The 22,709-nt window shown below is 51.6% G+C and carries 18 protein-coding genes; 14 read left to right on the top strand and 4 right to left on the bottom strand.

From position 1 onward, the window contains the following. Window positions 1-9: 9 nt before the first annotated feature. Window positions 10-1,965: a DNA mismatch repair endonuclease MutL gene (gene mutL / locus PsAD5_RS22200; protein WP_063293713.1), complete on the bottom strand. Its 1,956-nt coding sequence runs from the start codon at window positions 1,963-1,965 to the stop codon at window positions 10-12. A gap of 202 nt (window positions 1,966-2,167) precedes the next feature. Here mutL and PsAD5_RS22195 point away from each other — a divergent pair, with 202 nt between their 5' ends. Continuing rightward, window positions 2,168-3,022, top strand: coding sequence for a TIGR01459 family HAD-type hydrolase (locus PsAD5_RS22195; protein WP_063287170.1), 855 nt, complete (start codon window positions 2,168-2,170; stop codon window positions 3,020-3,022). A gap of 93 nt (window positions 3,023-3,115) precedes the next feature. Here PsAD5_RS22195 and PsAD5_RS22190 read toward each other — a convergent pair whose 3' ends face one another. Next, on the bottom strand, window positions 3,116-3,790 hold the full coding sequence (locus tag PsAD5_RS22190) for a protein phosphatase CheZ (protein ID WP_063287169.1): 675 nt from the start codon (window positions 3,788-3,790) through the stop codon (window positions 3,116-3,118). A gap of 174 nt (window positions 3,791-3,964) precedes the next feature. After that, window positions 3,965-4,348, bottom strand: a complete 384-nt coding sequence (locus tag PsAD5_RS22185; RefSeq protein WP_008552155.1) for a response regulator — start codon at window positions 4,346-4,348, stop codon at window positions 3,965-3,967. Window positions 4,349-4,628: 280 nt separating this feature from the next. On the opposite strand from PsAD5_RS22185, the gene PsAD5_RS22180 reads away from it, so the two are divergent. The 9 genes from PsAD5_RS22180 to PsAD5_RS22140 all read left to right on the top strand — a co-directional run bounded on the left by PsAD5_RS22180 (window position 4,629) and on the right by PsAD5_RS22140 (window position 16,119). Further along, the gene (locus PsAD5_RS22180) at window positions 4,629-5,075 is read left to right on the top strand and encodes a MaoC family dehydratase (protein WP_057464057.1); all 447 of its coding nucleotides are present in this window, start codon (window positions 4,629-4,631) and stop codon (window positions 5,073-5,075) included. A 234-nt stretch (window positions 5,076-5,309) separates the two neighbouring features. Then, window positions 5,310-6,311, top strand: a complete 1,002-nt coding sequence (locus PsAD5_RS22175) for a bifunctional riboflavin kinase/FAD synthetase (RefSeq protein WP_063287168.1) — start codon at window positions 5,310-5,312, stop codon at window positions 6,309-6,311. 24 nt (window positions 6,312-6,335) lie between these two features. Further along, window positions 6,336-7,274, top strand: a complete 939-nt coding sequence (locus PsAD5_RS22170; RefSeq protein WP_063287167.1) for a DMT family transporter — start codon at window positions 6,336-6,338, stop codon at window positions 7,272-7,274. Between the two features lie 162 nt (window positions 7,275-7,436). Next, the gene (locus PsAD5_RS22165) at window positions 7,437-8,411 is read left to right on the top strand and encodes a DMT family transporter (RefSeq protein ID WP_063287166.1); all 975 of its coding nucleotides are present in this window, start codon (window positions 7,437-7,439) and stop codon (window positions 8,409-8,411) included. 339 nt (window positions 8,412-8,750) lie between these two features. Next, entirely contained in the window at window positions 8,751-11,684 is a 2,934-nt protein-coding gene (ileS, locus tag PsAD5_RS22160) for an isoleucine--tRNA ligase (RefSeq protein ID WP_063293712.1), read from the top strand. A 27-nt stretch (window positions 11,685-11,711) separates the two neighbouring features. Next, window positions 11,712-12,218 (top strand): signal peptidase II, encoded by a 507-nt coding sequence (gene lspA, locus PsAD5_RS22155; protein ID WP_063293711.1) that lies wholly within the window; start codon window positions 11,712-11,714, stop codon window positions 12,216-12,218. Between the two features lie 198 nt (window positions 12,219-12,416). Next, window positions 12,417-13,154: a hypothetical protein gene (locus tag PsAD5_RS22150; protein ID WP_208988758.1), complete on the top strand. Its 738-nt coding sequence runs from the start codon at window positions 12,417-12,419 to the stop codon at window positions 13,152-13,154. Window positions 13,155-13,340: 186 nt separating this feature from the next. Further along, a complete protein-coding gene (locus tag PsAD5_RS22145) occupies window positions 13,341-14,750 on the top strand; it encodes a M16 family metallopeptidase (RefSeq protein WP_063287163.1) in 1,410 nt (469 codons plus the stop codon). A 13-nt stretch (window positions 14,751-14,763) separates the two neighbouring features. Continuing rightward, entirely contained in the window at window positions 14,764-16,119 is a 1,356-nt protein-coding gene (locus PsAD5_RS22140) for a M16 family metallopeptidase (protein ID WP_063293709.1), read from the top strand. 44 nt (window positions 16,120-16,163) lie between these two features. Here PsAD5_RS22140 and PsAD5_RS22135 read toward each other — a convergent pair whose 3' ends face one another. Next, on the bottom strand, window positions 16,164-17,606 hold the full coding sequence (locus PsAD5_RS22135) for an EAL domain-containing protein (protein ID WP_063293708.1): 1,443 nt from the start codon (window positions 17,604-17,606) through the stop codon (window positions 16,164-16,166). 380 nt (window positions 17,607-17,986) lie between these two features. Here PsAD5_RS22135 and PsAD5_RS22130 point away from each other — a divergent pair, with 380 nt between their 5' ends. The 4 genes from PsAD5_RS22130 (at window position 17,987) to groL (ending at window position 22,673) form a co-directional block, all read left to right on the top strand. Continuing rightward, a complete protein-coding gene (locus PsAD5_RS22130) occupies window positions 17,987-19,438 on the top strand; it encodes a sigma-54-dependent transcriptional regulator (RefSeq protein WP_063293707.1) in 1,452 nt (483 codons plus the stop codon). Between the two features lie 174 nt (window positions 19,439-19,612). Next, complete coding sequence (locus PsAD5_RS22125; protein ID WP_063293706.1) at window positions 19,613-20,188, top strand: hypothetical protein; 576 nt, start codon at window positions 19,613-19,615, stop codon at window positions 20,186-20,188. Window positions 20,189-20,667: 479 nt separating this feature from the next. Next, entirely contained in the window at window positions 20,668-20,955 is a 288-nt protein-coding gene (gene groES, locus PsAD5_RS22120; RefSeq protein WP_057464068.1) for a co-chaperone GroES, read from the top strand. 65 nt (window positions 20,956-21,020) lie between these two features. Further along, window positions 21,021-22,673, top strand: a complete 1,653-nt coding sequence (gene groL, locus PsAD5_RS22115; protein ID WP_063293705.1) for a chaperonin GroEL — start codon at window positions 21,021-21,023, stop codon at window positions 22,671-22,673. The last annotated feature ends 36 nt before the right edge of the window (window positions 22,674-22,709 follow it).

Here is a 22,709-nt window from a genome sequence, read left to right as displayed (position 1 = left end):
CCGTATAAATTAGTGGCGACCAAACAAGCGTTCGATATCGGAGAGCTTCAGCTCTATCCATGTTGGTCTTCCGTGATTGCATTGTCCTGACTTTGGCGTTGCTTCCATATCGCGAAGTAGATTGTCCATCTCTTCAGGACGCATTCTTCGCCCTGCTCTGATTGATCCATGACATGCCATTGTTGCAGCCACCAGATCCAGCTTCTCTCTGATGCGGGTTGAGCTGTCGAACTCCGAAAAATCGTCGGCAAGATCCTGCACAAGCGCTTTGATGTTAAGGCGTTTGAGCATGGATGGAGTTTCTCGCACTGCAATTGCCCCAGGGCCGAAGCGCTCCATAACAAGGCCAACTTCTTCAAGCTCTGGCGCACGCTCTTCCAGTCGTGCGACGTCCTCTTCAGGGAGATCGACAATTTCCGGGATGAGGAGCATCTGCCGAGACACATCGCGCTTCGACAAGTCCTCTTTCAGCTGTTCATAGACAAGCCGCTCATGGGCTGCGTGCTGATCTACGATGACCAACCCGTCTTTGGTTTGCGACACGATGTAAGTTTCGTGGATTTGCGCTCTGGCGGCACCAAGCGGGAAGTTTTCTCTGTCTTCCGGTAACTGATGTCCGTGGGCTCGCGAGTCTGCGGATGGCACGTCGACCAGTTGATAGGCCTGTGTGCCCTGCTCGTTCGCTGGCAACTGCGACTGATCCATTGGTGCTGAATATGGTGCATTGGCTTCCATCAGACCCAACTGAATTTCGCTGGATCCAACATCCGGGATATCTGCAGCACTCCACACACCTGCAGGACCTTCTTCCGGTCGATAGGACGATTGTTGCCATGAATAGTTTTGAGGAGCTTCTCTATTGCCTTGGGGCGTATGCATAGACTCATCAGAATGAACATTGAAGCCTGCGCTTTGCCCCATTGGGCGGATGGCGTTGATTGCAGATTGGGTGTTTGCAGTGGATGCTCTAAAGCCAGACTGAACGAAGGCATTCTTCAGTGCACCGATCATCAATCCACGAACCAGCTGACCATCTCGGAAGCGTACGTCTGCCTTTGCTGGATGTACGTTTACATCCACTTGGTGAGGGTCAAGATCAATGTTGAGCACTACAATCGGGTGGCGATCACGAGATAGCACGTCTGAATATGCTGCTTTCAGGGAGCCCAAGAGCAATTTGTCTCTGACTGGGCGGCCATTTACGAAGAAGAACTGGTGCTGTGAGTTGGCGCGGTGGAAGGTTGGCAGACCTGCATATCCATACAGATGCACTCCTTCCCTCAGTGCTTCAATCTCCATAGCGTTCTTTGTAAACTCTGCGCTCAGTATTTGTCCGATCCGGGCGAGATCCGCATCATCTCCAGTGCAAGCTGGCAGTTCCAGCTGCCGGCGGTCTGATCCAGAGAGGGTGAACCTGACAGTTGGGTTTGCAAGAGCGATACGCTTGATGATTTCCGTGATCGCGGTTGCTTCAGCACGGTCGGACTTCAGGAACTTCAGACGGGCGGGCACAGAGAAGAAGATATCTTTCACTTCTACGCGTGTTCCGGAGTTCAATGCAGCTGGTTCAATATCATTGTCCTGGCCGCCTTCAACTTCGATTTTCCAGGCGTGAGGTTCCGAGGCATGGCGTGTGGTTATTTCCAGACGTGAGATCGCGCCAATGGATGGCAGCGCTTCTCCGCGAAAACCCATAGTCCGGATGTCCATGAGATCATCTTCAGGCAGTTTGGATGTGCAATGGCGGCGGACGGCGAGCTGAAGGTCTTCCTTCGTCATGCCTGCACCATTGTCTGTGATGCGCAGCAGGCTTTTACCACCGGTCGCGGTGACGATCTCGATGCGCGTAGCACCAGCATCAACTGCGTTTTCAACCAGCTCCTTGACGACACTTGCAGGCCGCTCAATCACTTCACCAGCGGCAATTCTGTTAATTGTCGTATCGCTAAGTTGTCTTACCGCCATAACCGCTCCGTCTCAAAGATTGTTCTGCATATACATGGCGCATCCAAATCATATTTGTGACAGAGATTTGCGCTCAGTATCAATGCAAGATGAGCAATGATTATATCTACTTGTCGTCGCCACCTGCTCAGGCTATGAGGATTTGGCTCAACTCTACTCTTTTTTCAAGAGCGTATCCAAGTTTCCTCCAAGAGAACATCATATGAAGCAGCAATCCCCCATCACTGGCCTCAGCCAGATTGCAGATCAATTCAACAGCATTCTATGTGATGTCTGGGGTGTTTTACATAATGGAGTGAGGGCATTTCCGGCAGCAATTGACGCACTTGAGACCTATAAGGCGCGTTGTGGCAAGCCTGTCGTTCTGATTACCAACGCACCGCGCCCATCCCATGAGATTGAAGAGCATCTTCGCAGTTTGGGTGTTCCACAAACCTGTTATGACTCGATTGTCTCGTCCGGTGATGTTGTTCAGGCTGATCTGCGCACCATAGATCATGCGAAGGTCTACCACATTGGCCCTAAAAAGAATCATAGCCTGTTTCACGGTGCGAGTTTTGACTTTGTGGAGCCAAATGCTGCGGACATTATCGTCTGTTCAGGTTTGAATAACAGGCGCGTGGAAGAGCCAGAGGATTACCGCTCTCATTTTGAAGAGTTATTGAAGCTGGATCTTCCGCTCATTTGCGCTAACCCAGACATTGTTGCTGAACAAGGCGACAAGTTGGTCTGGTGTGGAGGTGCACTCGCAAAGCTTTATGAGGAGATGGGTGGCCGTGTCATCATTACGGGCAAGCCTTTTCATCCGATCTACGATATGGCGCGAGCAGAACTGAATGTGCATGCAGGCAGAACGATTGAAAAAACTGAGATTCTGGCAATTGGTGACGGTTTACCGACTGATATCAAAGGTGCGAATGCCCAGGGCATCCACGCTTTGTTTTTGACGGAAGGTATTCATGCAGCGGATCTGACAGGGGATGCCGAAGCCGTTGAAAGCATGCTTAAGGCAGAAGGCCTGCATGCGCACAGTTTTATGGGGCGCCTGAGCTGGTAAAACTAAAGCAGTTTGCACCATTTCAGGTCAACAAACTGCTTTTAGATTTCTTGTTTGTGGGCAGTGCCACTGACAAATTGATCGCATGTAAAATCAGGCGAACAGCTTGTCGATATCGTCCTGCTGCACATCACCGAGCATAGCATCAATCTCATCCTGAGAGACGCCTTCGCCCTTGTGCTGCGGGCCATGGAGGATCAGCTCACGCTTGCGGCGCTCTTCATCCGTTTCTTCCCCGCCCTGTTCGTTATGAGCTTCTTGCTCAAGACGTAAACGTTCGACGAAGTTGGAAACACGCTCATCAATCGTATTCAGGGTGCTGACAACTTTAGAAATGCGTTGTCCAGTAATATCCTGAAACGCGCAGGCCTGAAAAATCTCCATAACCTGATTGTTGACGGTGTCCTGATAGGTCTGAGTGTCCTCAGGATCAGCTGCCATGATGGCCTCAGCTGCTTCCATGATTGAATGTGTTGCTTCCTCTGTTGAAGAAACAATAGCATCCAGCTCCCGACCAGCGTCAGGGATATGATTATCTCTCATATCTGCGACACGAAGCTTACTGATTTCGGCTTTCATCCGTGCAATTTCCGCGCCGATTTCTGCCAGTTCCACGGTCACTGCAGGTTGGATGTGCTCAATGATGTCCCCCATTGAACCTGTCATAACCTCTGCAAGGCCCATCACATCAGTTAGTGTGACTTCGCTAGATTTCTCACGGCTTTCTTCCAGAAAATCGATGAGTTGCTGAATATCAATTTTGGTCAAAACACTTCCCTTTGCCTGTGTAGGGAACGTCTCCTCCAGCAGGCAAAATCGCCTGCCGGGTCAGAGCTCTACCCGACCTTGTAACCGGTCAGTTGGGTGCACAGAAGGGTTTGGGGCGCTCTCGTTATCGCGTCCTCACCCCAGCCCATATTCTTCAATTGTGCGCAAAGCAAATTAGTCCGCGAATACCGCTTCGATTTTGCCTTTAAGAGTTTGCGCGTTAAACGGCTTAACGATGTAGTTGTTAACCCCTGCCTTTTTGGCAGCGATCACGTTTTCCGTTTTAGACTCAGCCGTCACCATGATGAATGGCGTCTTACACAGAGCAGCATCCTGTCTGACCTGCTTGAGCAGCTCGTAGCCAGTCATAGGTTCCATGTTCCAATCCGAGATCACCAGGCCGTAGCGGCGCTGCTTCATTTTCTCGTAGGCCTCAGTGCCATCAGCCGCATCATCGATGTCCGTAAAGCCAAGTTGCTTCAACAAGTTCCGAATGATTCGAATCATGGTCTTATAATCATCGACAACCAGAATTGGCATCTGAAGATCAAGGGCCATGTACAACTCCATATTCTCAAGAGGCTGTCGTTGCCTCTCTGCTATACTCACGGCGACCACGACATTGTTCGGTCACACTGGACGCAGGTGTCCTTCCAAATAAAAGGGGTCCCCACCAATTCAACTTCGCGAAATTAACCGCCCTACGTTATAGTTAGGTTAATTTCTCCAATACGATTTCAATAATGCTAAAAGCCTAATTGTTTTTTAGAGGTCCGCTTACTAGCGTTTCCGCGCGTTTTACCGGCAATATTGCCTGTGGTTAATTCGAGGAAACACTATGCTCAGCCTTCGTCCACTCGCTTATGAAGACCTTTCAGTCGGCATGACCGAAGTTTTCGTAAAGCACGTCAGCTCTCAAGACATCGTAGGATTCGCAGAGGTTTCCGGTGACAGAAACCCAATCCATTTGTCGGAGCATTTTGCAGCAAAGACCCCTTTCAAAACTCGTATTGCGCACGGTCTTTACACTGCGAGCCTTATCTCAGCCGTACTTGGAACGCGATTACCGGGCCCAGGTGCAATTTATTTGTCTCAATCTTTAAATTTTCGCGCGCCTGTGTATATCGGCGACGATATTGAGGTGCGCGTAAGCGTTGCAGAGCTGATCGACAAGGGCAATCGCGCTAGGTTGGATTGCCAGTGCCTGGTCGAAGGCAAGGTGGTTTTGGAGGGGGAAGCGATGGTCAAAGTCCCTGCTCGCGCCGACATGGATATTCCGCTTTAAGCTGAAATTCCTGCACAGGACTTGAAGTTTCTTGTGTCCGGCCCGGCAAACTCCATCTCAAGAGCTTGACGGGGCGGACTTCTCACGGCACCGTCTCGCAAAATTCCAGATGTTTGGAGTATGCTGCGCTCTACGCATTCGCGCGTCAGACTCTGAATCTCTCTATTCACGCGTATTTTAATCCGAAAACCGGAGCCACTTTTCGGTAATACGCTCAAGCGGGAAGTACAGTTCATGGGTGAGCCGATCAAACAGGCGCATTCTTTTCAGCATATTACCGACCTTGCGCAGTTTCCCGACAAACTGCGCGGCGGCGTTGTTGCTATTGGGAATTTTGATGGTGTTCACCGCGGACATCGGGCTGTCCTTGATTTAGCGCGTGATGAAGCTTCAAAGCGCGGTGTTCCGGCCCTCGCCATGACATTTGAACCACACCCACGCACCTTTTTCCGGCCTGATCAGCCTGTGTTTCGTTTGACGCCTGCACATGTCAAAGCAGAGATCTTTGAAGCGGAACATCTGGATGGCGTGATCGAACTGCCCTTTACAAAAGAGTTTGGCGGTATGGCCGCTGAAGATTTTGTGAAGGACATTCTGGTTGGACGCCTTGGCATTTCCCAGAGCATCACTGGCTATGACTTCCACTTTGGGAAGGGGCGTCAAGGAACACCTGAGTTTCTTGAGCAAGCTGGTGAAGCCCATGGATTTGCCGTGACCATCGTTGGCGCAGAAGGTGACGAAGGGGGAGAAATCATCTCTTCCAGCCGTATCCGCGCCGCTCTTGCTGAAGGCGAACTGGCAGTGGCAAACGGCTTACTTGGGTATCGTTATTTTGTTGAAGCGACCGTTCAACACGGTGAGAAGCGTGGCCGCGAGTTGGGATACCCAACTGCGAACCTGAAGCTTGCCGATAATTGCGAGCTGAAAGAAGGCGTTTATGCCGTTCAGATCAAAATTGACGGTGTGATGCATGATGGTGTGGCCAGTTTTGGTCGTCGTCCAACTTTTGATGATGGCGCACCGCTGCTTGAAGTGCATGTGTTTGACTTCACTGGTGACCTATATGAAAAGCCAGTCACAGTCTGCTTCGTCGGATTTATCCGTGCCGAACTTAAATTTGACGGTATTGAAGCCTTAATTAGCCAAATGGATCAGGATAGCGCTGAGGCACGGGCAATGATTGCCTCCATGCGACCGCTCTCTCATCTGGACCAAATGCTCAATGCTGACGGGTAGTCACCCCCTTTAGAAAGATAGTTCATGACATCAGCGGCTACGAGAGCTGGCACTGCCAGCTCTGATAATGTGTTGCATGGCGTACTGCTGATGATGTGCGGGTTGCTCATTCTATCGAGCACCGATGGCGTGGTGAAATACCTCTCAGAGTTTTTCTCTCCTTTGACGGTCGCGTTCTTCCGCTTTGCCGTGCAGCTCGTCATAATTCTGGCGATTGCCACTTTTCAAAAACGGAGCTGGCTCAGTCTTTTGAAAGAGACCACCTTGCCCTTGTTCTGCCGTGGCTTGCTGCTTGCGGTGGGCTCGGTGTTCATTGTGTTTGGGTTAAAGTACCTGCCATTGACAGATGCGACGGCAATTTTCTTTGTGCAGCCGGTTATTCTTGTTGTTCTGTCCTCAGTCTTTCTGAAGGAGAGAGTTGGTCCAAAACGTTGGCTGGCGGTATTGATTGGGTTTGCTGGTGTGCTTGTGATCATGCGCCCCAGCACCGGCGTTTTCCAACCGGCGAGCCTTCTCGTTTTAGCGGCTGCGTTTACATTTGCCTGCTATCTGATGCTGACACGCAAGCTCTCCGGGCAATCCTCTCAGCTCGCCATACAGTTCGCGACTGGCTTTGCTGGCAGTCTCTTTATTTTGCCGATCATCATTTATGCTTGGCTGACTGGTTTTGGTGGAGATCTGGTGATTGTCAATCAGGAGGCCAACTTTACGCTGCCAACAATCCTGTTATGCTGTCTTGGTGCCACTGGCCTGATCGCGCATGTTTTGCTGGTCAAAGCCTTTGAGAGAGCACCGGCATCTGTATTGGCTCCAATCAATTACGTTGAAATTTTCTCGGCAACTACAATCGGTTACCTGGTCTTCAATGAAATCCCAGACGAGTTTGTCTGGGTTGGCGTTGGTATGCTTATCTGCAGCGGACTGATACTTGCAAATGCAGAGAGAAAACCCTCTCCCTCATAATATTGAGGGGCGGAACAGATACTCTTTAGATAACTGCACTGAATAGCCCGCTACCGGCACTTTCTTTTGGTTGCGCAAAGGAATAGCTGGTGCGTCAATATAGGCCCTTACCCTCTGCGCTGGCTTTGATATGTCAGCGTATCCCCATTATCCGAGAGCAACATGACAACAACAACCGCCTCGACAGATAGTCATACCTCCAATGCCGGGCTACATGGCATTCTGTTTATGGTCGCCGGAATGTCTCTGGCCCCCCTGATGGATGGCACGGCCAAGTATCTTAGTGCGTTCATTTCGCCAGTTGAGGTGTCGCTTGGCCGCTTCCTGTGTCAGGCGATTATTGTTCTCGTGATTGCGGGTTTCATGGGCCGTTCGTTCGGCTCTTTGATGAAAGAGGTCAACCGTATTCAGCTGGTGCGCGGTGCTTGTCTCGCGATTTGCTCAATCTTCTTCTTCACCTCTCTTAAATACATGCCTTTGGCGGATGCGATTGCGATCTTCTTTGTGCAGCCGATGATCCTGACTGTACTTTCTGCCGTTGTTTTGAAGGAAAAAGTAGGTGTGCGCCGTTGGGCGGCTGTTGTGGTTGGCATGATCGGAGCGCTGATCATTATCCGTCCAGGATCCAGCGCTTTGGGTTGGCCATCTCTGTTGCCACTTGCTGCCGCGACCTCCTTTGCAGTTTATCTTGTTCTGACGCGCAAACTTGCAGGGAGTGCCTCTTTGCTTGGCATTCAGTTCGCGACGGGTATTGCTGGTGTTTTGACGCTGACACCGCTTGTTATCATCGCAAGCCTGCTTGGGTTTGAAGCTGCCGCCTGGACAACACCGGATCTTACTCATCTGCCATTGTTCGTGTTGATGGGCATCATCTCGTTTGCTTCACACGGCTGTATCGTGCTTGCGTTTGACCGAGCCCCTGCCTCCGTTCTTGCACCGCTCAGCTATACCGAGATCATCAGTGCAACGATTGTCGGCTTTGTGCTGTTTGGGGACATTCCGGACATGTTTGTCTGGCTGGGTGTGGCTTTGATTGCAGGTGGCGGGCTTTACATTGCACACCGTGAACGGACCGCTGCGAAGCGTCAGGCGGAAAGTGAAGAGCTTGTCGACAGCTCACCCAAGCGCCATTACTGACGATTGGGTCGTGGGTTCCGTCTTCAGGAAAATTGCGCTTGGTCTTGAGAATATTGAGCTTTGTTGTTAGAGGCTCTTTATTCCTAGGATAAGCGCTGCTAAAAGCACTCATTATGTTAGCCGAGTTTGAAGATAACAGGACTGCTCCTTTGACCTTACTCAAGGTGTGCCAATTTCGAATTATTGGCCCGGCCTTCAGTTGAGACGCCCGCTGGCGCCCTGAAGTACCGGGAGACCTCCAACCGTCACAGAGACGGCGGGATTTTCAAACTTGCGCAAATTCCTGCGCTTTACCAAATGCCTATGGGCAAACAAATGCCCACATAAGCGGACTGCCAAATGACCGATACACCGAGCCGCGATTATTCGGACACGCTCAACCTGCCTAAAACTGAGTTCCCAATGCGGGCAGGCCTTCCAAAGAATGAACCTAAGATCCTTTCCAAGTGGTTGGACAAGGACCTTTACAAGGTGATGCGCGATCAATCCGCAGGTCGCCCTAAGTTCATCCTGCATGATGGCCCTCCTTATGCGAACGGTAACATCCATATTGGTCATGCGCTGAACAAGACCCTGAAGGACATCATCAACCGCTCCATGCAGATGCAGGGCTTTGATGCGAACTACGTTCCTGGCTGGGACTGCCATGGTCTGCCGATCGAATGGAAGATCGAAGAGCAGTATCGCAAAAAAGGCAAAAACAAAGACGCTGTGCCGATCAACGAATTCCGTAAGGAATGCCGTGAATTTGCGGACAAGTGGATTGACGTTCAGCGCGAAGAATTCAAGCGCCTTGGTATTGAAGCAGACTGGGACAACCCATATCTGACCATGCGCTACGACAGTGAAGCTGTGATTGCGAAAGAACTGATGAAGTTCGCAACATCCGGCCAGTTGTATCGTGGCTCCAAGCCTGTGATGTGGTCCATCGTTGAGAAGACTGCTCTTGCTGAAGCAGAAGTGGAGTATGAAGACCATATCTCCCACACCATCTGGGTAACCTTCCCGATTGTGTCCGGCAATGAAGCGCTGATCGGCAAGAAAGTGGTTATCTGGACAACCACTCCATGGACCATCCCTGCTAACCGCGCGATCTCGTTCTCTAACGACATCAGCTATGGCATCTACAAGGTGACTGAAGCTGCTGAAGACAACTGGGCGAAGGTTGGCGAAGAGTTCATTATTGCTGACAAGCTTGCTGAAACTGTTTTTGAAGCCTCCCGCGTTGATGCCTATGAGCGTGTTTCCGATGTTGATGTGAGCACAATCGAATACTGCGCGCATCCGCTGCGTGGTGCAGAAGGCGCTGGCGACTACTTCGACTTCAACGTGCCAATGCTTGCCGGTGAGCATGTCACCGATGATGCTGGTACTGGCTTCGTGCACACCGCTCCTGGTCATGGTCAGGAAGATTTCCAGATGTTCCTGGACAACCGGGAAGCTTTTGCAAGAGCTGGCACTGAGCAGGTTCCGATGACCGTTCAGCCGGATGGTTCTTACTATCCGCATGTGCCGCTGTTTGAAGGCAAGTACATCCTGGACCGTAAAGGCAAGGAAGGCTCCACCAACAAAGCTGTTATCGAAAAGCTGACAGAAGTTGGCGGTCTGATGGCTCGTGGCCGTGTGAAGCACTCCTATCCGCACTCCTGGCGCTCTAAAGCACCGCTGATCTTCCGTAACACGCCGCAGTGGTTTGTTTACATGGACAAGGAGCTTTCCGAGGACGCCAAAGGTGACACACTGCGTGCCCGCGCGCTAAAGGCGATCTCCGAGACCCGTTTTGTGCCAGCAACTGGCCAGAACCGTCTGAACGCCATGATCGAAGCCCGCCCTGACTGGGTTCTTTCCCGTCAGCGTGCATGGGGCGTGCCGATCACCGTGCTTGTGAACAAGGAAACTGGTGAAGTTTTGAAGGACGAAGCGGTTAACGCGCGTATCTTTGAAGCCTTCCAGAATGAAGGTGCGGATGCATGGTTTGAAGAAGGCGCAACACAGCGCTTCCTTGGCGATGCATATGATGCTGAGAACTTCGAGAAAGTCGAGGACATCCTCGACGTGTGGTTCGATTCCGGTTCAACACACGCCTTCTGCATGGAACGCCGTGAAGACCTGAACCCGAACCGTAAAGGTTTGGGTGGTGACGACTACGTTCTGTACCTTGAGGGTACCGATCAGCACCGTGGCTGGTTCCACTCTTCCCTGCTGGAAAGCTGTGGTACTCGCGGTCATGCACCATATGACGCTGTTCTCACCCACGGGTTCACCATGGATGAGCAAGGCCGCAAGATGTCCAAGTCTTTGGGCAACACGGTTGCGCCTCAGGACGTCATCAAGCAGTACGGCGCGGACATTCTGCGTTTGTGGGTTGGTTCAGTCGATTATGCTGAAGACCAGCGTATCGGCCCTGAGATCATCAAGACCAACGTTGATGCCTACCGCAAGATGCGTAACACTCTGCGCTTCATGCTTGGGTCTCTTGGTCACTATGACGGCGAAGAGATTGCTCTTGCTGACATGAATGAGCTTGAGCTGTTGATGTTGCACCGTCTGGCCGAGCTGGATGTGCTGGTTCGTGATGCCTATCAGGCGTTCGACAGCAAGCGCGTGTTCTCTGCTCTGTTCAACTTCATGACTGTTGAACTGTCTGCGTTCTACTTCGATATCCGCAAGGATGCGCTGTATTGCGATGCTCCGTCTTCCACGAAGCGCAAAGCCTCTCTTTATGTGATTGAGCAGCTGTTCCGTCATCTGACCATGTGGCTGGCACCAATTCTGCCATTCACCATGGAAGAGAGCTGGATCTACCGTTACGGTGAAGCGACAACTTCTGTGCACCTGCAGCAGTTCCCTGCTGTTTCTTCTGCGTGGAGAAACGATGAGCTGGCAGCGAAGTGGGAGAAGGTCCGTGCGGTGCGCCGCGTGATCACTGGAGCATTGGAAATCGAACGCCGTGAAAAGCGGATCGGTTCTTCTTTGGAAGCACATCCAACCGTTTACATCTCAGATGCAGACCTGATGGCTGCTCTGGACGGGCTGGACGCTGCAGAAATCGCGATCACATCCCAGCTGAACCTGTCCTCCGACAGCGCTCCTGAAGGTGCGTTCACGTTGGAAGACACTGCTGGTGTTGGCGTTGTGCCGGGTCTTGCTGAGGGCAACAAGTGTGCCCGCTCCTGGAAGATCCTGCCAGAAGTTGGTGCAGACGCTGAGTATCCTGAGCTGACACTGCGCGATGCGGATGCAATGCGCGAGCTGGATGGCGCGACTGTTTAAGCGAACGATGTGACGAGGGAATTGACCTTGAAGAAACTGAAGTTTTGGGGACATCACAGTTCCCTCGTCCTCCTCCTTGCCATAGCTGGTCTGGTTGTTGATCAGATTGCCAAGTTCTGGGCTGTCGCCCATTTCTCAGGTGGCGGTATTCCTACAATCCCAGTTGGCCCTTTTCTGGATCTGGTTCTGGTCTGGAACAAAGGCGTTTCCTACGGATTTTTCCAGCAAACGACAGAGTTTGGCCGCTGGGGATTGGCAGCCTTTACGGTTGTTGCCTCAGTTTTCATCTGGTTCTGGAGTGCGCGCGCAAGTAACCGGCTGGAAGGTTTCTGCCTCGGGCTGGTTCTCTCCGGCGCCCTGAGCAATGGTTTTGACCGCCTCTATTATGGCAAAGTCGTCGATTACCTCTATTTCCATGTTGGGGAATTTTCCTGGTACGTCTTCAATCTTGCCGATGCATGGATTGTTATTGGCGCTGCTGGTTTGCTGCTCGACACCTTATTTATTGGCAAAAATAAGGATAGCCGGCCCTAAAACTGCCTAATTCTCAATTATATGTGGGGAATATCGGGTGCTTCTGGGCATAACTACACACTTAGGGCCTTCATGGTTTCGTGATTCCTGTTTTAAGGTGGCGTCACTGGATTATGAGGACTACAGATTTCGCAGGCTGTCATTTGACCCGTGATGCCTGTCAAACGCCGTTTTGATGGTGATCGGGAAACAAGGGTAATGAAATTGCAAAGCCGTAGCAAAAAATTCGTTGTTCGGGCCACTTTTGTTTGCGGGCTCTCTCTCGCACTATCCGCCTGTATGACAGGTAATGGTGACTTCGATGATGGCACTGAAACCACCGATTTGAGTTTGATGACGGGTGTCCTGAGTGCCGTTGGTCTTGAGTCTCAGAAAAACACTGACATCAAGTACAAAGAGCGTGCTCCGCTTGTTATGCCGACACAGGCTGGCAACCTTCCGCAGCCAGATTCCCGCAAGCTTTCTGAAGTTGCTAGCAACTGGCCGGTTGACCGCTCCAAGGAAGAACTTGAAGAGATCCGTGCGTTCTACAAGGTAGAGCCAGGTGAGCCTTTGAGCATTGAGCAAATGCGCGGCCATCCTGCGTTGGAGAAAGCAGCGGCTCGCCCTCGCGATTTCGCAGCTGAGAAACGTCAGCAGCAGCTTCTTGATGGTGACAAGCTGAGCCCGACTGAACTGGCAGCTCTTGGCAGGCAGTATCAGGACGCTAAAAAACAGCTTGGTGGCAAGGATGTGGAAGCACCGATTTGCGCACCTGGCGATCCAAGTTGTACGCCGACACGCAAGTACCTGACCGAGCCTCCAGTGGCTTACTCCACTCCTGTTGCAGGCGTTGCTTTTGCGACCCCGGAAGTGGACGAAAGCGAAGAAGTTCGCAAAAAGCGTGAAGCAGCAGCAATTGAAGACGGCGCTCGTATCGATATGAGCAAGCAGTAAGAACCTCTCTCACAGAGAGTTCAAGTCTTACTGAAAGCCTGAATAAACTATGAAGCAAGCGCGACCATGTTCGCGCTTTTTTCATTATAGCTGCAATAGATTACGAATAATTCACGAGGAGATTAACCACAATCACGGTATAGGTAGGACAGCTGTGTCCTGCTCATTTTAAAGGGAGCCCCCTACGTGACTGGTCGATCTCTCGCGCTTAAAGCCCTCGCTTTGAGTCTGGTTGTTTTCGCAAGCCCAGTATTGCCCGTGGCTGCGGATACGACAGGGAAAGCTTCAATCGAAGACTTTTCAAAAATACACATCGGCGGAACCGATGTTTCCCAAACCACTCTCGACAACGGCCTTCAGGTGGTTGTCATCCCTGACCGACGCGCCCCGATTGTGACCCACATGGTGTGGTACCGCGTTGGCGGAGCAGATGAAAAACCCGGTAAATCCGGCATCGCGCATTTTCTTGAACATCTCATGTTCAAAGGAACCAAGAATACACCAGAGGGTGAGTTCTCCAAAAAGGTTGCTCAGGTAGGTGGTCAGGAAAACGCCTTCACCTCTCAAGACTACACGGCCTATTATCAGCAGGTTGCCAAAGAACATCTGGAAATGGTGATGGGCTATGAGGCGGATCGCATGTCCAACCTGATCCTGACTGAAAAGCAGGTTGATCCGGAACGGGATGTGGTGCTCGAAGAGCGTTCCCAACGTGTGGACCGCAGTCCTGCTGCCAGACTATCTGAGACATTCGATCAGGTCCTGTTTCCGAACAGCCCCTACGGTATTCCGGTGATTGGCTGGAAAAACGAAATTCAGGCGCTGAACAAAGACGATGCTATCGCCTTTTACGACAAGTACTACACACCAAACAACGCAATCCTGATTGTCGCCGGTGATGTGACCTCGGAAGACGTTCTGGCCCTCGCCAAGAAGACCTATGGCAAGGTTGAGCAACGTGCAGACCCGGGTCCACGTGATCGTCCGCATGTCCAGATCGTACCAGGTAATCGCGAAGTTAGTCTGCAGAGTGATCAGGTTGCGCAGCCAAGCCTGCAACATGGCTGGATCGTACCAAGCTCAACCACTGCTGAGCCAAGTGACTCTGAAGCTCTTGAAGTGCTTTCAGACATTTTAGGTGGCGGCGCTAACAGCCGGCTTTACAAAGCGTTGGTGATTGAAGGCGAAGTCGCGACCAGTGCTGGAGCCTGGTACCAATCCACCGCTTTGGATGACACCCGCTTCATTCTTTACACCTCTCCAAAGGATGGTGTTGAGCTTGAGGAACTGGAGAAACGTGCTCTGGCAATCGTGAATGATGTTCTTGAGAATGGTGTGACAGCTGAAGAAGTGGAACGTTCTAAACGCTCTATGCTGGCCTCTGCCATTTACGCGCAAGACAAGCAAGACGTGCTGGCGCGCATCTTTGGGACAGCTCTGACCACAGGCGGTTCTGTTGAGAAGGTTCAGACCTGGCCTGCTCGCATTGCCAAAGTGACACCTGAACAGGTTCAGGCAGTTGCACAGAAGTACCTTAGTGAAACCAGTGTAGCGAGCTATCTGATGCCTGCTGCAAAACCTGAAAATGCAGAGTGAGAGGGGACGCTCGATGAAAGCTAAAGTTCTTATGGCAGCTTCTGCCTCCGCTTCCCGCATGACGGCAAGCTTGTTTGCGTTGCTGGCCTTGTCATTCCTGTTTGTCGCTACCTTTGTGCAGAACAGCCAGGCCATCGAGATTCAAGAGGTTAAAAGCCCTGGAGGGATCACAGCATGGTTGGTAGAAGACTACACTGTTCCGATCATCGCACTGAACTTCGCGTTTGCAGGTGGTAGCTCTCAGGATTCAGATGCAAAGCTGGGTGTGACCAACCTACTGAGCACCATGCTTGATGAAGGGGCTGGTGATCTGGATTCCCAAGCCTTTCAGGGACGCCTTGAAGATCTGACTATGAGTCTGTCCTTCAGTTCTGGCCGCGACTTCTTCTATGGGTCTTTCCAGAGCTTGCAGGCCAATAAAGATCACACCTTCGAGATGCTTCGTCTAGCTGTGAACGAGCCACGTTTTGATAATGACCCGCTTGAGCGGATGAAAGCACAGACGATCTCTGGCATTCGTCGTAGCCTGAAGCGCCCAGATGCTCTGGCTGGTCTGAATTTGTCCAAGACCATCTTCCCGGATCACCCTTATGGCCGCCCAAGCCGGGGAACAGAGGATACGGTTGCCCAGCTGACTTCTGATGATCTGAAAACACAGCGCGCAAAGATCTTTGCAAAGGACTCTTTGAAGATCGGCGTTGTGGGAGCCATTAGTGCTGATGAGTTGGCCAGCGTTTTGGACAAAGTCTTTGCAAACTTGCCTGAAAACGGAGATCTGGTTGCCATTCCCAATGTGGAGCCTGTGACAGATAAGGCTGTTCACGTTGACTTTGAGAGCCCACAGACTTCCATTCAGTTCGCTCTGCCGGGTTATGAACGTCATGATCCGAAGTTCATGTCTGCCTTCGTGATGAACCACATTCTGGGTGGCGGATCATTTTCTTCATGGCTCTATGACGAAATCCGCGAGCAGCGTGGTCTGGCTTACTCCGTTGGTTCTTATCTGGTTCCTTACAAGCACGCAGCGCTGTTGATGGGGTCCACGGGTACACGCTCGGACAAAGCTGGTGAAGCGATTGATATCATCAAGAAGCAGATGGTGCGTATGGCGCAGACTGGGCCTACTCCGGCAGAACTTGAAGAAGCGAAGTCCTATCTGACTGGCAACTACGCTCTCAACTTTGACAGCTCCAGCAGCATTGCCCGTCAGCTGACAGGCATTCAGACCCAGGAGCTGGGCATTGATTACATCGACAAGCGCAATGAGATGGTTGAAGCCGTGACACTAGAAGGTGTTCGTGAGGTTGCTCAGGACATGTTTGATGGTATTGAGCCAACCTTTGTTACGGTTGGCAAACCACTGAACTAACTCTTACGCAAAGCATGAAAAACAAGCAGGCGAGTTGATGAAAATCAGCTCGCCTCTTTCTTTAGTGACCGCGGGTTTGGTGCGCCTTGCAGAACGTCTGCACGGACAGGACGCGGCGGTGAGAACAGGAAGCCCTGCGCACAGCGGATGTCCATTTCCAGAAGCTCCAGCACAGCGCCTTCGCTCTCCACGTGATCCACGATCAGCTCAATGCCATAGCGTTGCAGCAAACTGCCAAAATCAGCCGGATGGATGTTGCTCTTGGCCAGATCATCTTCATGCAACAACAGGCGTGATGCATGCAGCTTTGCAAAGCGGAAGCCGCGATCAGCCAGAGCGCGGAAGTCCATGCGCAGATCGGTGATGCGGTCTACAGAGAACCGGAAGCCCAGCTCAGCCAGAGCAGCGAGGCTCTCATACTCAATCGCGCTCATGACGGCGACATCAGCCTGCGAGAACTCGAAGATCAACAGATCTGAGTATGTGTCGTTGGCGCGCACGAACTCCAGAAAGCCCGGGAAGAAGTTTTCATCCATGAGCGTGCTTGGAGACAGGTTACAGAACAAACCTGCTTCTCTGTTGCGGGTTGCCAGACGCTTCAGGATCTGAAGGGAACGGAACAACAAAATGTTGTCGATCGCTGGCATTTGGCCGGTGCGGTCCGCTTCCTGAAGGAACTCGATTGGTTCCAGCGTGTCGCCATTGGCTTTGCGCAGACGCGTCAGGGCTTCGTAATAGCGAACACGGCGCTGCGGTAATGTCACGATAGGCTGAAGGTAGAGGTCCACCCTACCCGCTTCGATGCTTGCGCGAATTTCTTCGGCAAGAGCAGCATTAGGATGGTGCATGCGCGGAGCTGCCGGGCGCTTCATCTCTGGTGCGCGCGTCTCAGCAAACGGTTCCTGCACCGCACCCATCGGTTGACTTGCAGCCATTGGTTGGCCTGCTGCGCTCGCAAATGCAGCAGCTGCCTGACTGGCCAGATCAACAGATGGTTCTCTCACCGCGGCCTGCGGAGCGGCCAGGCGCTGAGCTGGTTGAGGCTGAAGCTGTGCTTGCTTGGTGCGCTGGTCCTCGATGGCAATGCCCTGATCTTCGATCCGGGTTTCCATGTCGGCCATGGCTTCGGCCATCTGCTTCACCAGAGAACCGATTACCTCCACTTCAGCAAACAGCGGGTCGATCTCTTCCCGTGTGCGACGCGGAATGTTGTGCTCGACGCCAGTGAGGCGGCCTTCGAGGTTTCCGACATCATCATCGATGACTGCAATCCGCTCTTCCAAGCGATTGACAGCGTCAGATACCGCAGATTTTTCCTGAGAGCGGGTCAACATGAAATGGATGAAGATCATGGTGCACATCGCCGTGAAGGCAACGGTGATGGCCTCGCCAACCGGACGCGCAAAAAGGTAGACCATCACAGTGCCACAAGAGGCCGCAATGGCTGAAATAGAAAACAAAATGGAAATGTTCGCCAAGCGCGTCATATCCTCAAGAGTACCTGTTGGTCCGAATCACAAAATACATACCTGAATTTTGCCGCATTTACTGAGGTCGTTCGAACCCTATACCCATTATATTTCTAGGGAAAACCCGTGTTGTCCCCGCAAGAATGACAATAGAGCTACATATATCATCAGCGCATACGATTTTCGTCACAATCCCGAGCTGAACTTCGGCGCGCGATTCTGGCGAACAATGATATTTATCGGGTAAGAAAGTTGCTCGAAGCGTTCTGCGTGAAAGAAATTAACTGCATAATGCAATCAACCTCGAAAACGAAAAGGGTTTGTTTACCCTGTTTGCACAAACTCAGGGTGTCGAATGATTTTCGACCTGATGTATTGATTTTTGAGGTTGCCTGCCAATGGGATCCCCCAAAGCTACCAATAGGTTTTTGAACGCCTGTGTCGTTGACACTAATCGTGCAGAGGCTCGTAAAACCAGTAGTGCTTTGTCGAAGCATGTTACCAGCGGACAACCTGCGCATGTTCTTGCGAGCAAAGAACATGCTGTCGCCTTTTTGCGACATACCCCAATCAATATCGTTATTGTCGATCTTGAATGCATCGGTGGGGAAGCCGAGCTTTCAGAGATTGTCGCTGCTGCGCCGCGCGCGGTTATGATTGCTGTCAGTGCCAAGGGGTCTGTGAGCCGTGCCATGAATGCCATGCGCAATGGTGCCCATGACTTTTTGACCAAACCTTACACAAGCGAAATGCTTTTGGAGAAACTTGAAGCACATCTGGGTGTCTTCAAGAGAGCGGCACCCTCACCTTCCCTTTCAGCCGCGACTGGCTCTGAGGCGATTGTCTCCAGCGACACGTCTGGAACAGCTGCTCAGTTTGAAGGGTTTGTTGGTGCTTCCAACCGCATGCAAAGCGTTTATGCGCAGATCAACCGGATGGCCACATCCAGCGCACCAGCCTTCATTACCGGAGAATCAGGTACAGGCAAGGAACTGTGTGCACAGGCGCTGCATGCCAGATCGGCACGCAAAGGCGGGCCTTTTGTCGCAATCAACTGTGGAGCGATTCCGGCCAATTTGATGGAGTCCGAGATCTTCGGTCATGCACGCGGTGCCTTTACCGGAGCAGATGAGGCCAGAGCTGGTGCAGCAGAGCTTGCCGATGGGGGAACTTTGTTCCTTGATGAGATCGGTGAAATGGAACTCTGCTTGCAGAGCAAACTTTTGCGTTTCCTTCAGACCGGCTCCATTCAACGGGTTGGAGAGCATAAACCACGCTCGCTGGATCTGCGCGTTATCTGCGCAACCAACAGAGACCCGAAAACAGAGATCACCGCAGGTCGCTTCCGTGAGGACCTGTTCTATCGTCTCCACGTGCTGCCGATCCGCCTGCCCGCTCTTCGGGAGCGCCGCGAGGACATACCGTCCCTCGCTCAAACATTCCTGAAGAAGTATGCAGCAGAAGAAAATCGCAGATTTCAGCGTTTTTCGACCTATGCAGAAGCTCTTTTGTTGCAGCACAGCTGGCCGGGTAACGTGCGCGAACTGGAGAATGTCATTCGCCAGCTTGTGGTCATGAATGACGGTGATGAAGTCACTGAACTCATGCTCTCTCCTTTACTGCGTGACCAGGCTGTTCCTGTTCTTTCCGAGATTGCCTTCAGCACAAGCGAACCGATGCCTTCCATGGGGCGGTCAATCGAACCGCTGTGGTTTCAGGAAAAGCAGATTATCGAGACCACGCTTGAAACTTTTGACGGCAACATTGCCCTTGCAGCTGCCGCCTTGGAAATCAGCCCCTCGACCATCTACCGGAAGAAGCAATCCTGGGCTGAACGAGCCGGTGCCTGATCAATTGCGTGGTAATTGCTTAACCATCGCATGAGGAATGTCTTCGTGACGCATATCTAAGCTGCCTCAACAAATGGGGCAGTATTGTCTCCCTTAGATTTAAGAGCTATACCACCGCCAAGAATCAGGTGAGTGCCGCAGATATTGTGTTCTGCTGGCTCTAGGGGGCTAACAATGCCATTTACAGTGAGAGGGATGTCAGCTTACGCAAAAGCTGCAGCCTGTTCTATTTTTGCGGTTGCTTTGTTGGGTAGCGCTGCATCTGCTGAAGACAAGAGTGCGCCGAGCGCTGGCTTTAAAGCTGCTCAGGACGCCTACACCATTGCCTGGCAGCAGCAGCCACTCGCTTTTACGGCAGCAAAATTCATCGCACTACCAGCTGAGAGTTATGGGGCTTACACACCCCTAGAGACGGCAGAGTTCCAGAGCGGTGATCCATTGACCGTTTATGCTGAGCCTGTTGGCTTCTCTTACAAAGAAATGGGCAGCACATATGCGATTGATCTGAGCGTTGACTTTGAACTGCGCAACACCACTGGTCAGGTGCTTGCTTCGCAGGACGGGTTTACCGCCTTGCACTCCGCAAGCTTCAACCAAATCCGCGAGTATCAGACATCTTTGAGCTTCAACCTTAAAGGGCTGCAAGCTGGAGACTATGTGCTGAAGGTGCAGTTTAACGACGAGAACTCGGAAAAGTCCGGCAGCTTTGAGCTTCCGTTTTCCATGAAGGACGCGCCTCTTCAGAATTAGAGCATGTTGCGTTCATATGCATTCACGCACCAAGCTCTAACTCTTTAATTTTGCGCGTATTCTTATCCAAAAACCGGAACCACTTTTCGGGAACACGCTCTAAGACCTGAAAGCTTCCTGTTAAAGTTCAAAAGCTGGCTTTGATCTTAAAGCCGGCTTTTCTTTTGCGCTGATTCCGGAAATTCCCGTGCAGGCAGCACAGACAGTCCATTCGTCTAGGGTGAGTTGAGACTGTCCCAGATTGCCCCCAATTTCTCGCAGTATTCCTATATTTTTTGCGCTCCAGAATATTTTTTTGCCGCTCTCTCCTTGACTATACCAGAGGGTGAAACTACATCATTTCACGGTTGTTAGCACTCTGCCTTTGGGAGTGCTAATCACTGTGGGCCCGCAAGGTTTCACCCACTCTCAAAGTTTTTAACCTTCGCGTCCGGGCGTTGCCTAAAAGGGGCGCTCGCGTATGAGAGGAAGAGCCAATTATGAAGTTTCGTCCGCTACACGACCGTGTTGTCGTTCGCCGCATTGAGTCTGAAGAAAAAACAGCTGGTGGCATCATCATTCCTGACACTGCAAAAGAAAAGCCACAGGAAGGCGAAGTTATCGCTGTTGGCGCTGGCGCACGTAAGGACAACGGTGAGCTGATCGCTATCGACGTTAAAGCTGGTGACCGCGTTCTGTTCGGCAAATGGTCCGGTACTGAAGTTAAGATCGACGGTGAAGACCTGCTGATCATGAAGGAATCCGACATCATGGGTATCCTGGCTTAATTCCAGGCCATTGTTGAGACCCCACGATCCCTTCTGTTATTCAAGAATTTAAGTGAGACAAAACCATGGCTGCTAAAGAAGTCAAATTCGGCTCCGATGCCCGCGACAAGATGCTTAAAGGCGTCGACATCCTTGCAAACGCTGTAAAAGTTACCCTCGGCCCTAAAGGTCGTAACGTTGTTCTGGATAAAGCATTCGGCGCACCACGCATCACCAAAGACGGTGTTTCTGTTGCGAAGGAAATCGAACTTGAAGACAAGTTCGAAAACATGGGCGCACAGATGGTGCGTGAAGTTGCTTCCAAAACCAACGACATTGCTGGTGACGGTACAACAACTGCGACAGTTCTGGCGCAGGCTATCGTTAAAGAAGGTGCAAAGTTCGTTGCTGCTGGCATGAACCCAATGGACCTGAAGCGCGGCGTTGACATGGCAACTGCTGCTGCTGTTGCAGACCTGACCGCACGTTCCAAGTCTATCTCTTCTACTGACGAAGTTGCACAGGTTGGCACTATCTCTGCTAACGGCGACACCCAGATCGGCGAAGACATTGCTGAAGCAATGCAGCGCGTTGGCAACGAAGGTGTTATCACCGTTGAAGAAGCTAAGTCTCTTGAGACCGAGCTTGAAGTTGTTGAAGGTATGCAGTTCGACCGCGGTTACCTTTCTCCATACTTCGTCACCAACGCTGAAAAGATGATTGCTGACCTGGAAAAGCCACTTATTCTCCTTCACGAGAAAAAGCTTTCCAACTTGCAGCCAATGCTTCCAATCCTTGAAAGCGCTGTTCAGTCTTCCCGCCCACTCATCATCATCGCTGAAGATGTTGAAGGTGAAGCACTGGCAACTCTCGTAGTGAACAAACTGCGTGGTGGCCTGAAGATTGCTGCTGTTAAGGCTCCTGGCTTCGGCGACCGTCGTAAAGCAATGCTCGAAGACATCGCTATCCTGACTGGTGGTACCGTGATCTCTGACGATCTGGGCATCAAGCTGGAAAATGTCACCATCGACATGCTCGGCACTGCAGACAAGGTGAACATCACCAAAGAAACCACTACCATTGTTGATGGTGCTGGCGAAAAAGCTGACATCGAAGCACGCGTTTCCCAGATCAAAGCCCAGATTGAAGAAACTTCTTCTGACTACGACCGCGAGAAGCTGCAGGAACGTCTTGCTAAGCTTGCTGGCGGTGTTGCAGTTATCCGCGTTGGTGGTGCAACCGAAGTAGAAGTTAAAGAGAAAAAAGACCGCATCGACGATGCCCTAAACGCAACACGCGCTGCTGTTGAAGAAGGTATCGTACCAGGTGGTGGTTGTGCTCTTCTTCGTGCAAAAGCTGCTGTTGAGAAAGTATCTTCCGAGAACGTTGACATTGAAGCTGGTATCAAGATCGTTCTGCGCGCTCTTGAAGCTCCGCTTCGCCAGATCTCTGAAAACTCTGGTGTTGAAGGTTCCATCGTTGTTGGCAAAATCCAGGACAACATTGCGGATGAGACCTTCGGCTTCAATGCTCAGACCGAAGAATATGTCAACATGATTGAAGCTGGCATCATCGATCCAACTAAGGTTGTTCGTACTGCTCTTCAGGATGCTGCATCTGTTGCAGGCCTGCTGATCACTACCGAAGCAATGGTAGCTGAACTGCCTAAGAAAGACGCTGGCCCAGCAATGCCTCCTATGGACGGCGGCATGGGCGGCATGGGCGGCATGGGCTTCTAAGCCAAGCCAACCAACGCTTAAACGAATTAGGGCATC

The sequence above is a fragment of the Pseudovibrio sp. Ad5 genome (genome assembly GCF_001623095.1).
In the GTDB taxonomy this organism is placed as follows: Bacteria; Pseudomonadota; Alphaproteobacteria; order Rhizobiales; family Stappiaceae; genus Pseudovibrio.
This window is presented reverse-complemented; position numbering and strand designations above follow the sequence as displayed.

Excerpts from the sequence above, each read along its gene's own strand:
- PsAD5_RS22195 (WP_063287170.1), top strand. The coding sequence starts at position 2,168 with ATGAAGCAGCAATCCCCCATCACTGGCCTCAGCCAGATTGCAGATCAA.
- PsAD5_RS22125 (WP_063293706.1), top strand. The coding sequence starts at position 19,613 with ATGCCATTTACAGTGAGAGGGATGTCAGCTTACGCAAAAGCTGCAGCC.
- PsAD5_RS22130 (WP_063293707.1), top strand. The coding sequence starts at position 17,987 with ATGGGATCCCCCAAAGCTACCAATAGGTTTTTGAACGCCTGTGTCGTT.
- PsAD5_RS22170 (WP_063287167.1), top strand. The coding sequence starts at position 6,336 with ATGACATCAGCGGCTACGAGAGCTGGCACTGCCAGCTCTGATAATGTG.
- PsAD5_RS22175 (WP_063287168.1), top strand. The coding sequence starts at position 5,310 with ATGGGTGAGCCGATCAAACAGGCGCATTCTTTTCAGCATATTACCGAC.
- PsAD5_RS22135 (WP_063293708.1), bottom strand. The coding sequence starts at position 17,606 with ATGACGCGCTTGGCGAACATTTCCATTTTGTTTTCTATTTCAGCCATT.
- groES (WP_057464068.1), top strand. The coding sequence starts at position 20,668 with ATGAAGTTTCGTCCGCTACACGACCGTGTTGTCGTTCGCCGCATTGAG.
- groL (WP_063293705.1), top strand. The coding sequence starts at position 21,021 with ATGGCTGCTAAAGAAGTCAAATTCGGCTCCGATGCCCGCGACAAGATG.
- PsAD5_RS22185 (WP_008552155.1), bottom strand. The coding sequence starts at position 4,348 with ATGGCCCTTGATCTTCAGATGCCAATTCTGGTTGTCGATGATTATAAG.
- PsAD5_RS22140 (WP_063293709.1), top strand. The coding sequence starts at position 14,764 with ATGAAAGCTAAAGTTCTTATGGCAGCTTCTGCCTCCGCTTCCCGCATG.
- PsAD5_RS22165 (WP_063287166.1), top strand. The coding sequence starts at position 7,437 with ATGACAACAACAACCGCCTCGACAGATAGTCATACCTCCAATGCCGGG.
- ileS (WP_063293712.1), top strand. The coding sequence starts at position 8,751 with ATGACCGATACACCGAGCCGCGATTATTCGGACACGCTCAACCTGCCT.
- PsAD5_RS22180 (WP_057464057.1), top strand. The coding sequence starts at position 4,629 with ATGCTCAGCCTTCGTCCACTCGCTTATGAAGACCTTTCAGTCGGCATG.
- mutL (WP_063293713.1), bottom strand. The coding sequence starts at position 1,965 with ATGGCGGTAAGACAACTTAGCGATACGACAATTAACAGAATTGCCGCT.
- PsAD5_RS22150 (WP_208988758.1), top strand. The coding sequence starts at position 12,417 with ATGAAATTGCAAAGCCGTAGCAAAAAATTCGTTGTTCGGGCCACTTTT.